This window comes from Dysgonomonas sp. 37-18 (assembly GCF_001899125.1).
Classification (GTDB): domain Bacteria; phylum Bacteroidota; class Bacteroidia; order Bacteroidales; family Dysgonomonadaceae; genus Dysgonomonas.
The window spans coordinates 13,972-31,179 of the sequence record NZ_MKVC01000013.1 but is presented as its reverse complement, the minus strand read 5'-3'; the positions used below and the strand labels follow the sequence as shown (position 1 = coordinate 31,179).

The 17,208-nt window shown below is 40.2% G+C and carries 10 protein-coding genes; 8 read left to right on the top strand and 2 right to left on the bottom strand.

The genetic code is table 11. From position 1 onward, the window contains the following. Positions 1-300 precede the first annotated feature (300 nt). The 8 genes from BGO84_RS04795 to BGO84_RS04760 all read left to right on the top strand — a co-directional run bounded on the left by BGO84_RS04795 (position 301) and on the right by BGO84_RS04760 (position 14,853). Positions 301-3,426 (top strand): TonB-dependent receptor, encoded by a 3,126-nt coding sequence (locus tag BGO84_RS04795; RefSeq protein ID WP_291028026.1) that lies wholly within the window; start codon positions 301-303, stop codon positions 3,424-3,426. A 19-nt stretch (positions 3,427-3,445) separates the two neighbouring features. Continuing rightward, positions 3,446-5,074 (top strand): RagB/SusD family nutrient uptake outer membrane protein, encoded by a 1,629-nt coding sequence (locus tag BGO84_RS04790; protein ID WP_291028024.1) that lies wholly within the window; start codon positions 3,446-3,448, stop codon positions 5,072-5,074. Positions 5,075-5,113: 39 nt separating this feature from the next. Continuing rightward, positions 5,114-6,241 carry a SusE domain-containing protein gene (locus BGO84_RS04785; protein WP_291028022.1) on the top strand — a complete coding sequence of 376 codons (1,128 nt, stop codon included), beginning with the start codon at positions 5,114-5,116 and terminating at the stop codon, positions 6,239-6,241. A gap of 86 nt (positions 6,242-6,327) precedes the next feature. Then, positions 6,328-7,479 (top strand): glycoside hydrolase family 76 protein, encoded by a 1,152-nt coding sequence (locus BGO84_RS04780; protein ID WP_291028021.1) that lies wholly within the window; start codon positions 6,328-6,330, stop codon positions 7,477-7,479. A 6-nt stretch (positions 7,480-7,485) separates the two neighbouring features. Continuing rightward, a complete protein-coding gene (locus BGO84_RS04775; RefSeq protein WP_291028019.1) occupies positions 7,486-8,673 on the top strand; it encodes a glycoside hydrolase family 76 protein in 1,188 nt (395 codons plus the stop codon). Positions 8,674-8,694: 21 nt separating this feature from the next. Then, entirely contained in the window at positions 8,695-10,173 is a 1,479-nt protein-coding gene (locus BGO84_RS04770) for a glycoside hydrolase family 125 protein (RefSeq protein WP_291028017.1), read from the top strand. Between the two features lie 7 nt (positions 10,174-10,180). Continuing rightward, positions 10,181-12,829 (top strand): alpha-L-rhamnosidase, encoded by a 2,649-nt coding sequence (locus BGO84_RS04765; RefSeq protein ID WP_291028015.1) that lies wholly within the window; start codon positions 10,181-10,183, stop codon positions 12,827-12,829. 80 nt (positions 12,830-12,909) lie between these two features. Further along, entirely contained in the window at positions 12,910-14,853 is a 1,944-nt protein-coding gene (locus BGO84_RS04760) for a glycoside hydrolase family 97 protein (protein ID WP_291028013.1), read from the top strand. A gap of 148 nt (positions 14,854-15,001) precedes the next feature. Here BGO84_RS04760 and BGO84_RS04755 read toward each other — a convergent pair whose 3' ends face one another. Both BGO84_RS04755 and dnaN read right to left on the bottom strand, forming a co-directional pair. Next, positions 15,002-15,772 carry a 3'-5' exonuclease gene (locus BGO84_RS04755; protein WP_291028011.1) on the bottom strand — a complete coding sequence of 257 codons (771 nt, stop codon included), beginning with the start codon at positions 15,770-15,772 and terminating at the stop codon, positions 15,002-15,004. Positions 15,773-15,863: 91 nt separating this feature from the next. After that, a complete protein-coding gene (dnaN, locus tag BGO84_RS04750; RefSeq protein WP_006843861.1) occupies positions 15,864-16,988 on the bottom strand; it encodes a DNA polymerase III subunit beta in 1,125 nt (374 codons plus the stop codon). Between the last annotated feature and the right edge of the window lie 220 nt (positions 16,989-17,208).

Here is a 17,208-nt window from a genome sequence, read left to right as displayed (position 1 = left end):
AAATCCGTATTAACAGAAGCCACGGATATAGATTTGAGACAATGTAGTATATATTTAAGACATGCCCACAGAATTACTTTTGTACTATTGTTGCAAGTTTTAAGAAGAAGATATATTTGCTTTCGGAAAAGATGACTAATACCACTAACCTCTAAAACCTGTAAAAATGAAAAATATAACCTAAAGAGTGATCAACCTAATCCGAATCTAATTTAATCAAAATGCTCAGAATGTCTATTTCAAATTTAGACCTAAAGCGAATTAATCAAAAACAATCTTTTATTTAAATCTAACTATGGTATGATTAAGAGAAAGTACAAAAAAAACTTTGTCAGTTTAGTCTTGTCCCTGTTATTCATCGGGACGCCATGCATCTTAAATGCCCAGACTGGCAATATTAATGAGCATCAACAATCACCTTCTGCAAAAAACACAGTAAAAGGAACTGTGAAAGATGAAACAGGAGAGCCTCTTGTTGGTGTTAGTGTAGTAATAAAAGGGACAACAAATGGAACAATGACCGACCTGGACGGTAATTTTTCTATTTCGTGTAACAAAAATGATGTATTACAAATATCCTATGTCGGATTTTTGACACAAGATATTACAGTAGGAAACAACTCCAACTTTCAGATAAAACTGAAGGAAGACCAAAAGGTTCTGGATGAAGTTATTGTGATCGGTTACGGTACTACTACCCGCAAAAGCGCAGTGGGAGCCGTTGATCAGGTAAAGGCAAAAACGATAGAAGAACGCCCTGTGGCCAATGTTACTCAAGCCTTACAAGGAGCTTCACCTAGTTTGACAATCCAACAACGCAGCATGGACCCGAATGACAATAATCTGAATATCAACATTCGAGGACTATCTACAATGAATAACAATTCTCCTTTGATCGTTATTGATGGATTAGTAACCGATAATGCCAGTTTGAACAAACTAAGCCCCGGCGATATTGATAATGTTTCGGTACTGAAAGATGCGGGAACAGCTGCCATCTATGGATCACGCTCAGCGAATGGGGTCATACTGGTTACAACCAAGAGCGGAAAGAAAAATCAACGTCCTACCGTTCGTCTCGGAATGCAACTTGGTACACAAGACCCTACCATTCTGTACAGACCCGTAGAAGGATACCAAAATGCGATATTGAAGAACCTGTCATTGACAAATGTAGGGCAAAGCGCAATGTATTCACCTGCAGAAGTACGTGACCTATACGATCACCGAAGCGAAGAGTACTGGAACTTTGACAAGATTATACAATCGGCAATGCAACAGTCGTACAATATGAGCGTTTCGGGTGGTAACGAGAATACGACTTACTTGTTCTCTGGAGCGTACTTTGATCAGAAGAGTAACTTTGTTGGGCCTAACTATGGAAAACAACGTTACAATCTGCGTTCAAATCTTTCGACAGAAGTAGGACGCTTCAAGCTTTCTTCAATTTTATCATATACCCGCGACGACGGAAAGAAATCGGTTGATGGAAATGCAATTATCAACTCATCGCGTATACCTTCATACTACTGGACTAAAATGCAAGCCGACAATGGAAAATATCTTGTAAACAGCTTGCTTACAGACCAGAACCCGTTGGCAGGATTAAAAGAATCGGGATACGAGAAAGGAAATACCGACTACATTAATGCAAACATTAATCTTGAAGTAAAAATCATCGACGGATTGAAGTTGCGTGGAGTTGTGGGAGCTGATATATACGCTTATCATCGTTTCATTAGAAGAAAAGAGGTGGATTTGTATAACAACGAGAACAATACAATCCCCGACATGAAAATGAACGCTAAGAGGAATACAGAAGATTACAATGAGAATAAACGATTGATGAACTATCAGCTTTTGGCGGATTATCAAAAGACATTCAACAATTCTCACAATCTATCCTTGTTATTCGGAGCAACTAACGAGTCATATACATTCAAAAACAATGAAGTAAAATTCATTAATACAGATCCTATTTTAGGTGTTCCGACAGAAACTCCTGAATCTGGAAGTTCTTCACTACAAAATCGAAGCAAAGAAAGTATTACTTCAATACTCGGACGTGCTTCTTACAATTATTTGGAAAGATATTATGCTGAATTCAGTTTCCGAGAAGATGGTTCTTCAAAGTTTGCGAAAGCGAACCGTTGGGGATTCTTCCCTTCTTTATCTTTGGGATGGAGAATATCCGATGAGTCATTTATGGATTTCTATAAAAACAAACTGGGAGATCTTAAAATTCGTGGATCATACGGTATATTAGGAAACCAGAATATCCCTTCGTATCAGACCATCGTCACTTACGAGTTATATTCAAACACATACGCATTCGACAATGACGTTGTTGGTGGAGCCGGATATAAATTTGGAAACAAGAACCTGAAGTGGGAAAAATCAAAAACATTCAACATCGGAGCAGACTTCTCGTTCCTAAGAGGGGCTTTATCCGGAACATTCGATTATTTCAATAAAACAACATCAGATATCTTATTACCACCACAGGTTCCAACAGTATTCGGGACAACTCTTAACTCGGAAAATATTGGAGAAATGAAAAATCACGGTTGGGAAGTTACATTAAACTATCACCTGAAAACAGGAGAATTCTCCCATGATTTTTCAGGAAATATAGGAGATACTCAAAATAAGATTACAAAGCTTGTAGGAGGAAGAGAAGTTATAAAAGTTGACGAATATTTCTTTATTAATGAAGTAGGGCTACCATTCCATTCATATTATGGATATAAAACTGACGGGCTCTATAAAACAATGGAAGAAATCCAGGCATCAGTCTTGCCAGTAGGTATTTCAGCTTCAGATCTTCGCCCGGGTGATGTAAAATATGTAGACCGCAACAACGACGGAGTGATTGATGAGAAAGATCGTTTTGTTATAGGAAATGGATTTCCACGTTACACATTCGGTTTCACTTATAACCTTGAGTGGAAAGGATTTGACTTTAACTTCTTTATCCAAGGTGTTGGAAAACGTGATATGATGATACGTGGTGAGCTGGTAGAACCATTCCACTCCAACTATTCGTATACGATCTACAAACATCAACTAGACTTCTGGTCTCCAACGAATACCGATGCCACTTACCCTCGTTTGGCAGGAATAGGCTCAGTTTCCAATTCGAATAATTATGGCATGGGGTCAGAAATCAATCGATTTGATGGAAAATATCTAAGACTGAAAAATATACAGCTAGGATATACAATTCCTAAAAGCTTGACAAATAAACTGATGCTGCAAAAAGTACGTGCATATGTAAATGCTCAAAATCTGTTTACATTAAGTAAAAACTCTTGGATCGATCCCGAATCTACCGAGCTTGACTCAAATATGAAAGGCAATGCTAATAGCGCACGTAACTACCCGGCCCTCAAGTATTTTGGCTTTGGATTAGACATTGAATTCTAACAAAAGAAACGATACAAAAATGAAAAAAAGACATACAATAAAATATCTGTTCTTATTGTCAATAGGAGCGTTTATATTCACAGGGTGTAACAACCTCGACCAAATGCCTTACGACAAGCATACAGATGAAACATACTGGCAATCAGTTGAAAACTCAGAACTATTGGTCAATATGGCATACAACCAAATGTATAACTCCGAAAAGATGTGGACAGACGAAGCCTTGACTGACAATGTAATTCAGGCCAGAGATGATAATGATCCACGAAAAATCCGTAATGGCATGGCAACACCTTCTCTTGGGCTATTTGCCAGCGAATGGAAATGGGCTTATGAAGGAATAAAAACATGCCATAAATATTTAGAGAACATAGACCGTGTCCCCGAAATGAACGAAAATCTTAAAGCAACAAGAAAAGCTGAGATTCGCTTCATCAGAGCGTTTCTATTCTTCCGCTTGGCTTATTTTTACGGTGACGTTCCTTTTTTCACAGAAGATATTACGCTGGCTCAGGCAAAGACCATATCGCGCACACAAAAGTCTGTTGTTTTGCAATTTGTGCACGACGAGCTCGATGAAATCAGAGACATATTGCCTTCAAAAGGTGCAATCACCAACAAAGGACGTATAACCAATGCTGCAGCTGTTGCTTTTCAGGCACGAGCTTATCTGTATGAAAACAATTGGCCAATGGTCGAAAAATATACTGATATGCTTATTAATCAGCAAGGTAAATATGGTATTTATGAACTGTTTGGCGATTACGAAAGCTTGTTCCAATCTCAAAACAAATATAACAATGAGGTTATCCTCGACTATGGCTATGCAACGACAATCCGCGCATGGACTGAGATGTATGCACGTGTACCGATGACTTTGGGAGCTTTCTTAAACTCATGTGCACCGACACAAGCTCTTGTAGACGACTATTGGACAATCAATGGTTATGCAATCAGCAAAGACCCTGCTTACAACCCAAGCTCTCCATATACCAACAGAGATCCACGCCTGACAGCCAGTGTTGTTTACGATGGTTTCAAATGGGTAGATGAGAATGGAAAGGTATCAACGATACGTACTGCTTATGGAACAGGAACGAAAGACTCTTGGGAAAGTGTAAGCTCCAACAAGTCGGTTACAGGTTATTATATGCGTAAGTATTTTGATCCGCAATCCCGAAAGACATTAAGAGACTATGCACAAGAGAACAATATTATCATGTTCCGTTATGCCGACGTTTTATTAATGTACGCAGAAGCAATGCTTGAACAAAACAAGATGAACCAATCGGTATGGGATGCTACCATTAAGAAAATACGCACAAGAGCAGGATTCACAGCAGCGAGTGCTCTAAACTACCCTTCAACATTGTCTACAGACGAAATGCGTGAATTAATTCATCGTGAACGCCGCATAGAACTAGTATTCGAAGGACTGCGCTACTACGACATCGTAAGATGGAAAGAAGGAACAAAATATCTGAATGGAGTAGTGAACGGAGCTAAATTCGCCAATAACAATTCTTCGTATATAACATTGGATTCAAGAAAATTCAATGAAGGAAAAGACTATCTATGGTCGGTTCCTATCGAAGAAATAGTTAAGAACCCGAACCTAAAACCAAACAATCCCGGTTACTCCGAATAAATAACCTAAAGATTAATTAAATAGAAAAAACATACTATTATGAAAAAGATATTTTACAACATATTCGTATTGCTTTCATTTGTTATGCTAATGACTGCCTGCGGAACGGACGACATGGAATTTAAAAACGCAGATGTTACCGAAGTCAAAAAGCTATATGAGCCGGCTACCGAAAAAGCAATAAACCTTACATCAAGCGGTTCTCTTTATTTCTCTTGGGAGCCTGCCATTGCCCAAGACGGCGGCGCACCTTTGTACGAAGTATACTTTGACAAAGATGGAGGAGATTTTTCGAGTCCGCTTTTCGTACTTTCATCAGATCTTAATGGATATTCCAGCGGAGCAGATATCTCTCACAAAATATTAAACAAGGTAGCAGCATTAGCAGGAGCCGAACCGGGTGAAACAATAACCTTGGCTTGGACTGTAGCTTCATCGAGAGGTATTAACCAGAAAATAAGCAAAGTGAGCAATAAGATTACAGTTACAAGAATCGAAGGACTGGAAGATCCGGGACAGGTTTTCATCACAGGAGAAGGTTCTGAGGCAGGAAGCGACTTGGGCAATGCTTTGCCAATGCACCGTTTGGGAGAAGGTGAATACGAAGTATATGTTAAGCTTGTTGCGGGCGGCACATACAAATTTGTAGACTCCAAATCGGGAAGTCCTGCTGAATATTATATTGCAGACGGTAAGTTAAAAGAAGGTGCTGAAGGTACAGCCAATACATTGAATGGAGTATATCGCATCAAAATTGATTTCGGATCGGCTTCAGCTTCTACCCCTGTGGAAATTACAGAAGTAGGATTCTGGTTCTGCCCAACAAATAGTGTTGAATGGAAACTGTCTTACCAAGGAAAAGGTGTTTGGAAAGGAGCAGGTCCTGTTACATTCAAACAAGAATCGTGGGGTAGAGACCAACGTTACAAATTCAGGGTATCACTCAAAGATACGAAAGGAACAGAATCTTTAGAAGACTGGGGTCCGGCTAATGCAAACGAAGATGGTACACCTTCGGGAACAGCCAGCTATTACAACTTGGCTATATACACTTCTATATCTCAATGGGATCACAAATGGAAATTTGCAAGCGACTTTGACGGAAAAACCGTTAATCTTACTGTAAAAATGACAGGAGATACTTATACACATGAGGTTTCTCTCTGATAAATAAAATCTGATATTAATCGGGAAGATTGACCCGAAAGAAAACCGTAGGGTCAATCTCCTTAGATATAAAGAATATGAAGCTTATGAAAAATATATATTTCGGATTTATAGCATTTGTTTTGCTAGCCCTATCATCTTGCAGCGATCCCAAGGATGAGTATTCGTACGGAACTTTGATAGAATACGATTGGAATGCCGCAGCTGATAGCGCATCGAATGCTTTGATAAATAAATTCTGGAACGAAACAGGCAACTATTTCAACTACGGAAACGACGACAAGGAACTTACATTCCACTATTGGCCCAATGCTCATGCTATGGATGTAGTGATAGATGCTTATCTGCGCACAAACGATAGCAAATACAGTGCTTATTTCGACAAATGGTTTGCAGGCATTAAGATAAAAAACGGAAATACTTATGAGAATGCCTATGTTGACGATATGGAGTGGAATGCATTGACTATGATCCGCCTATACAATATCACAAAAGATCAAAAATACTTAGATGCTGCTCAGCAGTTGTGGGGCTGGATCAAAGATGCCTGGTCTGAAGATGTAGGCGGTGGTATCAGATGGTGTACCGGATCGTGGGTAGAATTTACAAAGAATGCCTGCTCAAATGCTCCCGCAGCTATCATCGGAGCACGTCTGTATCAAATAACTCAGAACGAAGAAGACCTCGAATGGGCGAAGAAAATATACGACTGGCAAAAACAAACGCTGGTAGTATCTTCGACAGGTGAGGTGAAAGACAATATCATTGTAGAATCGGGAGAAGTAAAAGGCTCGGCTCTTACATACAATGAAGGTACCTACGTGGGAGCAGGAGTAGAATTATATAATATCACCAAAGATGTAGTATATTTGAATGATGCAAAAAGAGCAGCCAATTATACCATCTCTACCCTTACAAACTCAAGCAGCAATGTATTGAGAGACGAAGGAACAGGAGACAACGGTCTGTTTAAAGGAATATTCATCCGCTACTTCCTCGAGCTTATCAAAGTGAACGACTTGGATGAAGCATACCGTCATAAATTTGTCACTTTCTTAAACAACAATGCCTATGTACTTTGGACTACCGGTGTATACAAAAAAGGAGAATATGAAGACAACCTTCTGTTTGGTTCTTCGTGGGATTCTTCTCCGGTAAGCTTTACCCAACTTACATCACAGGCCAGTGGTTGTATGCTGATAGAGGCAAAAGCTGCATACGAGAATTTGAAAAAGTAAAAGATAATGAAACTTACGTACATTTTTTTATTTGCAATTAGTGTTGCCACAATAGGCTGTAGCCCAAAAGATAAAGGCAATACGAGTTCTAACCTACAGAGAGCCCGGCTAACGCTGGACTCTCTGTATCAAAATTATTCGGCACCCGATACCAAGTTGCTGCGTGAAAACTATCCTTTCGATGACAAGTATACGGCTACGTATCTGGCATCGCAAGAGCAAGCGAATATTCCAAACCAATATTCGTATCTATGGCCTTACTCAGGAACATTCTCTGCTGTAAACGCCTTGTTTGAAACAACCAAGGATAAGAAATATCAGGAAATCCTTGATTCGAAAGTACTGCCCGGACTGGAAGAATATTTCGACCAAAAGCGGAATCCGTCGGCGTATGCATCATACATAAACACGGCACCTCAGTCCGACCGGTTTTATGATGATAATGTATGGTTGGGGATCGACTTTACTGATACTTACATGCTAACCAAAGAAGACAAATATCTGCAAAAAGCTAAAATGATATGGGAATTCGTAGCCAGTGGTATCGATGACAATCTGGGTGGCGGAATCTATTGGTGCGAACAAAAAAGAGAATCAAAAAACACATGTTCGAATGCACCCGGAGCAGTTTTTGCTCTCAAATTATTTGAAGCTACCAAAGACAGCACTTACTTTCAACAAGGTAAAAGTCTGTATGAATGGACAAAAAAACACCTGCAAGACCCTTCCGACTATTTGTACTTTGACAACATAAGGCTGGACGGAAAAATAGGTGAGGCTAAATTTCCATACAATAGCGGGCAGATGCTACAATCTGCATCTTTGTTATATAAGCTCACAAAAGACAAAGCTTATCTTACCGATGCCCAGAACATAGCAAAATCTGCATATAATTATTTCTTTACAGATTTTACGACTTCTGACGGGCAACAATTCAAGCTGTTGAAGAAAAGTGATGTATGGTTTATTGCTGTTATGCTGAGGGGATTTGTTGAATTATATCATTTGGATAATGACAAAACATATATAGATGCTTTCCAAAAAAATATGGATTATGCATGGAGCAACATGCGTGAAGGCAACGGACTGTTCAATACAGACTGGAGCGGAAAGCAAAAAGATGAGAAAAAGTGGTTGCTTACACAAGCCGCAATGGTAGAAATGTATGGCAAGCTTGCATCTATCAATAAATGAAAAAATCAACATAAAGAAGATATGAAAAGAAAGAAAAACATTGGATTATGCGCCGTAGCGGCTGCAACATTATTAATGGGAGGAAAAGCAACGGCTCATGACATGACTATCCGAAAGGATAATACCGTGGTAAGCTATAACGTTCCTACCGACTTTAAAAGCAACCGCCCACCCGTTGATCAAAGATTATTCAAATCGAAGGCTGTAGAAAGTGAGATAGTACGGATTAAGAAAATGATTAAAAATCCGAAACTGGCATGGATGTTCGAAAACTGTTTTCCAAACACGCTGGACACCACTGTCCGCTATCGCAAGACCAACGGCAAAGACGACACGGTTGTCTACACCGGAGATATACACGCCATGTGGCTTCGCGACTCAGGTGCTCAGGTGTGGCCTTATGTGCAATTGGCAAACAGTGATCCCGAACTGAAGGCAATGCTTGCCGGAGTTATCCGCCGACAATTTAAATGTATCATTATCGACCCATACGCCAATGCTTTTCTTGATCCGCACGACCCGAATCCCGATCACCAATGGATGAGCGACATGACGGATATGAAGCTGGAGTTACACGAGCGCAAATGGGAGATCGACTCACTTTGCTACCCGATACGCCTGGCATACCATTACTGGAAAACAACAGGAGATGCAAGCGTTTTTGATGAAGAATGGCTGCAAGCGATCGAACTGGTACTACAAACGTTTCACGAACAACAACGTAAGAATGATAATGGCCCGTACAAATTCCAACGCAAAACAGAGCGTCAACTGGATACAATGAATAACGACGGATGGGGCAACCCTGTCAAACCTGTAGGACTTATTGCATCGGCTTTCCGCCCGTCGGACGATGCCACAACATTTCAGTTTTTAGTTCCATCTAACTTTTTTGCTGTTACTTCGTTAAGAAAAGCAGCCGAAATATTGGCAACAGTAAACAAGAAACCTGAGTTAGCAGAAAAATGTGGAAATTTGGCACAGGAAGTTGAGACAGCCTTAAAAAAATATGCTATCTTTAACCATCCTAAATACGGTCAGATCTATGCTTTCGAAGTAGATGGATTTGGAAACCAGTATTTTATGGATGATGCCAATGTGCCCAGTTTATTGGCAATGCCTTATTTAGGAGATATGGATGCTAATGACCCTATCTATCAGAACACACGAAAATATGTGTGGAGTAAAGATAATCCATATTTCTTCAAAGGAACAGCAGGGGAAGGTATTGGTGGTCCCCATATCGGATATGATATGATATGGCCTATGAGTATCATGATGAAAGCATTCACTAGCCGTGACGAAAAAGAAATTCAGACATGTATAAAAATGCTTATGGATACCGATGCCGGAACAGGATTTATGCACGAATCGTTCAATAAAGACAACCCTGAGAAGTTTACCCGCGCATGGTTTGCATGGCAAAATACACTTTTTGGTGAATTGATCTTAAAGCAGGTAAACGAAGGCAGAATTGATATGTTAAACGCAATAAAATAAACCTTTAATGAAAAAGAATCTAAAGCTCCTGATTGCAGTTTCCGTTATTTTAGCCTTTTTGGCAAGTGCTTGTGGCAGTTTTTCAAAAAGTACAAAGATAGTAAAAACTCAATGCGAGTATTTAGATTCCCCTATAGGTATCGATGCCGAACATCCGCGCTTCACATGGGTGTTCGGTAGTGATACTGAAAATTTCAGGCAAGAAGCTTACCAGATACAGATAGCCAGCAGCGAAGAACTACTTGCTTCGGGCAAAGCGGATATATGGACTTCCAACAAAATAGAAAGCACAACTCCCCGTACCATATACAACGGAGGTACAAAACTATCTTCACATACCCGTTACTATTGGACTGTGACAGTATGGGACAAGAAAGGAAAAACCCACACATCACCTGTCAGCTATTTCGAAATGGCTAAAATGTCGAAAGCGGATTGGCAGGCAAAATGGATCACAGATTCGCACGACAAAGAGTTTGAACCTGCGCCATTATTCAGAAAAGAATTTAAGACTGCAAAGAAATTAATATCAGCCCGTGTCTATGTAAGCGGCACAGGATATTACGAGATGTTTATAAACGGAAAAAGAGTAGGTGAAAACTTCCTTGATCCGGGTTACACACATTTCGACAAACGTATATTATATGTTACACACGATGTAACATCACTTATCACCGAAGGAGACAACGCCATTGCGGCAGTTCTCGGAAATGGTTTTTACAATTGCCAGAGCAAAGCCGTATGGGACTTCGAAAGAGCCCGCTGGCGTGAACGTCCTAGTTTGTTGAGCGAACTAAGGCTTGTATACAATGACGGTTCTACCGATATCATATCCACAGACGAAACGTGGAAAACCAACACAGGACCTTACACATATAACAACATATACAGTGGCGACAGGTACGATGCCCGCCTCGAAGAAACAGGATGGAACACTGCCGGATTTGACGACTCTAAGTGGAACAAAGTACAAGCGTCAAAAGAACAGGCTCCTATACTGGTTGCTCAGCAAATGCCGGGAATCCGTGCTGTAAAAGAAATCAAGCCTAAATCGGTAAAATCATTCGGAGATAAGATATACCTCTTCGATCTGGGAGAAAACATTGCAGGGGTTTGCCGTTTCTCGGTAAAAGGAGAGGCAGGCACAACATTCAAACTACGCCACGGAGAACTCCTAAAAGCAGACGGGCGACTCGAGCAAGGCAACATCAATGTTTATTATCACCCTGAGAAAAAAGGAGAAGTATTTCAAGAAGATGTTTTCATCCTGAAAGGAACAGGAAAAGAAGAAGAATTTACACCTCAGTTCAGCTATCATGGTTTCCAGTATATAGAAGTGGAAAGTGATCGCCCTGTAACACTTACAGTGGATAACCTAACAGGATTGTTCCTACATACAGATATACCACAGGTGGGTAATTTCAGCAGTTCAAACAACCTGTTGAACAAGATATGGGCTGCAACAAACCAAAGTTATCAAGGTAACTTACACAGTATTCCTACCGATTGTCCTCAGCGTGAGAAGAACGGATGGACGGCAGATGCACATGTTGCTATCGACTTGGCATTACTCAACTTTAATGGAATCACCTTATACGAAAAATGGATGAACGACTTCATCGACAACCAACGTGAAGACGGTGTGATTGCCGGTATTATTCCATCTTCGGGATGGGGATTCGGCGACTGGCCGGGACCTGTTTGGGATGCTGCGATGTTTATCATTCCCAATGCGCTGTACGACTACTATGGCGAGACCCGAAGCATAGAACACCTCTACCCTACTATGGTCAAATATCTGGATTATCTGAAAACAAAAGAAGTAGACGGAGGATACCTGAACTTTGGATTGGGAGACTGGGTGTTTTATAAAGCTCAAACACCGAATGAGTATACATCGACACTCTACTATTATCACGACTATGTATTGATGGCACGCTTTGCCAAACTCTTAGGAAAAAATGCCACTCCATATCAACAAAAAGCAGAGCAGCTTAAAAAACTGATAAACAACAAGTTCTTCAATGCCGAAACAGGTATTTATGCCAATGGTACTCAAACAGCTCAGGCGGTAGCTCTGTATATGGGAATAGTTCCCGAAGGAAAAGAACAGCTCGTTGCCGACAATTTGCACAAAACCGTTTCAGGAAATAATTACTTCCTCGACTTTGGACTATTGGGCAGCAAAACCGTTCCTGCTATGCTTACCAAATACGGATATGTAGAAGATGCATACAAAATGGCAACCAAGACCGAAGCTCCATCGTGGGGATACTGGGTAGAAACACAGGGATACAGCACCCTTGCCGAAACATGGACACTTAGCCCTGAGTTTCGCGATGCATCTATCAACCATGTATTTATGGGAGATATCAGTGCATGGATGTACAACACGTTAGCGGGGATCAATCTCGATAGAGACCAACCCGGATTTCAGAACGTAATCATCAGACCTCATTTTGTGAAAGACTTGGAATGGGTTAAAGGCGAATATAATTCTGTGAGAGGTTTGATAAAATCGGAGTGGAAGAGAGAGGGAGATAAGATAAATCTTTCGGTAACCATTCCTGCCGGATCTACTGCAACGATATATGCAGACAAAGAATATACTGTAGGTTCAGGCGTTCACCAATATACAATAAAAGAAAATAAATAAGATATAAGCAGGAGATAAATGCCCGTTCGAATCCCTTGTTGGAACAAATAAAACAAACTAAACATTAATCTATAATAAACATGAAACACAACCTATTGTTATTACTATTTCTAAGTATTGCATTCAGCCTAAGCGCTCAGAAAAAAGCTGAATTACAATCGCCTAACGGAGAGATAAAAGTATCCCTTAGTATTTCAAATAAGATATATTACACAATATCTTATAACAATGATGTGCTATTAGAAAAGAATCATTTGAGTTTAAACCTCGGAAATGAAACGCTCGGGCTCAATCCCAAACTATCAGGGCAAAAAACAAACAAAGTAAACGAGGTTCTTACTCCTGTTGTTCCCTTAAAATATTCATCTGTAAAAAATCAGTACAATTCGCTCTTGCTCACTTTCAAAGGAGATTATTCTGTCGAATTCAGAGCCTTTGATGATGGTATTGCTTACCGTTTCATAACCAATAAAAAGGGAGATGTAGAAGTTTTAGGAGAAGATTTTACTATCAATTTCCCTGCAAATTATTTACTTCATTTACAGCAGCCCGGTGGATTTAAAACGGCCTACGAAGAACCATATACACACGTTGAGAGCAATGAGTGGAAAGCAACAGACCGAATGTCTGTATTGCCGGTATTGATAGATACAAAGAAAAAATACAAAATACTGATATCCGAATCAGACCTGTCGGATTATCCTTGCATGTTCCTTAAAGGGAATGGAGCAAACGGAGTACAATCTACATTTCCAAAAGCTCCACTCGAATTTGGAGAAGATGGAGACCGTAGCTTGAAGATTGTGAAGGAAGCGGATTATATAGCTAAAACAACAGGAAAAAGAAATTTTCCGTGGCGCTACTTCGTCATTACAAAAGACGACAAGCAGCTTATAGAAAACACAATGACATACAGGCTGGCTACCAAAAGCCAACTGCAAGACGTATCGTGGATCAAGCCGGGACAAGTTAGTTGGGAATGGTGGAACGAAGCATCACCTTATGGCCCGGATGTGAATTTCGTAGCCGGATTCAATCTCGACACCTATAAATATTACATCGATTTTGCATCCAAATACGGTATCGAGTATATTATTATGGACGAAGGTTGGGCAAAAAGCACACGCGACCCTTACACTCCAAATCCGAAAGTAGATGTACACGAACTTATCCGCTACGGAAAAGAAAAGAATGTAGGCATCATACTATGGCTAACGTGGTTAGTGGTAGAAAACAATCCCGATATATTCAAAACATTCAGCGAATGGGGTGTTAAGGGTGTTAAAATCGACTTTATGGATAGAAGCGACCAATGGATGGTGAACTACTACGAACGTATAGCCAAAGAAGCCGCAAAATATAATATTCTGGTTGATTATCATGGCTCGTTCAAGCCTGCGGGAATCGAATACAAGTATCCGAATATCCTTTCTTACGAAGGAGTAAGAGGCATGGAGCAAATGGAAGGCTGCACCCCTGAAAACAGTGTTTATTTCCCATTCATGCGCAATGCGGTAGGTCCTATGGATTACACACCGGGAGCAATGATCAGCATGCAACCCGAAAGATACTGTGGTCATCGCCCGAACTCGGCAAGCATCGGAACCAGAGCTTACCAGTTGGCACTGTTCGTTATTTTCGAAAGCGGACTTCAAATGTTGGCAGACAACCCTACTCTTTATTACAGAAATGAAGATTGCACCAAATTTATCACCGATGTGCCTGTTACATGGGACGAAACTCGTGCACTGGAAGCCAAAGCGGGAGAATATGCGCTTGTAGCAAAACGCAAAGGCAATAAGTGGTATATAGGCGGTATGACAAATAACACAGAAAGACAACTTGAGATAAGCCTTGACTTCCTCAATGCCGGAACATCATATAATATGACTTCGTTCGAAGACGGAATCAATGCCGGACGTCAGGCTATGGACTATCGCAGAAAAGAATCTCACGTAAAATCGGGTGATAAGATACAGATAAAGATGGCTAGAAACGGAGGTTTTGCCGCCGTAATAGAATAAGGTGAGTTATTTAGGTAACTCTTTGTAAATAAAGAGCGATATTGGTTATTTAAGGAGCTGTCTTAAAAGGATAGCTCCATGCTTAAACGATCAAAAAGGCTGTCCCTGTTAGAAGAGACAGCCTTTTTAATATCATTGAATGAGGCGATTACTTTTGTATTTCCCTCAACTTGATCTTCGTTAATACTTGCTTGGTGTTTAATGGAAAATCGGCATCCATCATCCACGCATAGAAACTAGGCTCTTTCTTGAGTACTTCAGCTACCGGCTTTCCTTTATGTTTGCCAAAGTTGAACACCTCTATGCCATTCTCGTCTCTTATAATACGTCCTGCAAGGTCTACATTATTATTAAAGAAAGAAAATTCCGCAGCCAGCTTTTCCATGTCATTTTCCAGATCAGGATATTTATCCAACTGCGCCTTCAACACTTCGTAAGTAGCAAGTGTATCTGCCTCAGCCGAGTGAGCATTATCCAAATCCTTGTCGCAATAGAACTTATATGCAGCCTCGAGCGTGCGTTGCTCTTTCTTATGGAAGATGATCTGTACATCTATCATTTTACGTTTGGAGAAGTCGATATCCACATCAGCACGAAGAAATTCTTCCGCAAGGAGAGGAATATCGAAACGGCTCGAGTTGAACCCTGCCAAGTCGCAACCTTCCATCTGATCGGCCAAAGATCGGGCAATCTGCTTGAAGGTCGGACAATCTTTCACATCTTCGTCGGATATACCATGTATAGCAGTTGCACCTGCGGGGATTGGCATCTCAGGATTGATACGTCTGGTCTTCATCTCTTCTTTCCCATTCGGATATACCTTCAGGTAGGATAGTTCTACAATACGATCTTTCACCGTATCCGTTCCGGTGGTTTCCAAGTCAAAGAATATTATCGGATTCCTCAGATTTAGTTCCATAAGCTTTTTATTAAAAAACTTTATCATCCCTCTCTTTTACAGAAGAATGATAAAGTTGTCATATATCTATATTTGTTATTTATAACGTTCCTTAGTCGTTGAGCATCATTGGCATAAGCAGCATCAACAAATCTTCGTTCTCTTCATTTTCGGCAGGGATAATAAGTCCTGCACGTGAAGGGTCTGACAGTTCGAGTGAGATATCAGACGATGGGATATTATTCAGAATATCGATAAGGAAACTTGATTTGAAACCTATGCTCATCGGTGTTCCTGTATAATCGCACGAAATAGTTTCTTCGGCTGCTGTAGAGAAATCTATATCCTGAGCCGAAACGATAATATTCTTGTCGGACAGTTGCAATCTGACGAGGTTACTTGCCTGGTTAGAGAATACCGAAACACGTTTCAAAGCATTGAGGAACGACAAACGATCGAGAATTACTTTGTTCGGGTTATTCTGTGGAATTACCGAATTGTAGTTCGGATAACGACCTTCTATAAAACGGCAAGTCATTGTATAGCTCGACATTTTTATATAGGCATTATTCTCATCGAATTTGATTTCTACTGTTTCCGATTCTTTTGGCAGAATAGCACGAAGTAAGTTTGCCGGTTTCTTTGGTAGAATAAACGAAGCACGTTCAGCTCCCTTTGCCGACAATGTTTTGCAACGTACCAACTTGTGTCCGTCAGATGCTACGAAAGTAAGATCTTCGGTGCTAATATCGAAGTAAACGCCATTCATCACCGGACGAAGCTCATCGTCAGCACTGGCAAACAGTGTGCGGTTGATACCAGAAAATAAAACCTGAGGCTCGATAGTCAGGCTAACGGCTGTTTCTTTCAACTGTTTAGGTTGAGGATAGTCTTCACCGTTTTGTCCGATAAAGTTATACTTACCGTTATGAAAGAAAATAAATGTCTCCAGATTGTCGCTATTGATCTCAAATGTAAGCGGTTGGTCAGGCAATTCCTTCAATGGATCCAACAGATTCTTTGCATTCACTGCGAACTTTCCATTACCGTCAGCCTCGTTCACTTCAAGAGAAGTAACCAAACGTGTTTCAGAGTCTGCTGCTGTAAGAGAGAGGGTAGAACCTTCGAGCTCGAGCAAGAAACAATCTAAAATAGGTAATGTATTCTTTGAATTGATCACCTTGCTTATTGCCTGCAAGTGACTTAATAATGCTGTACTGGAAACAACAAATCTCATATTTTCAGTATGTTTAAAGTTTTATTTTCTAATAATATTAATAGAGCAAATATAGTTATTTTTTATTACTTCTGTCATCTTTATTTTGTTATAATCACCATAAAAATGAACTTGTAAAACTACCGACTTATTTTCCTTCCTTTATTAAAAGGTGACAAAAGTGACAGGTATTTTATATATTTTCTACTGTCACTTTTTCTTTTGTTGGCCACAACTAAGT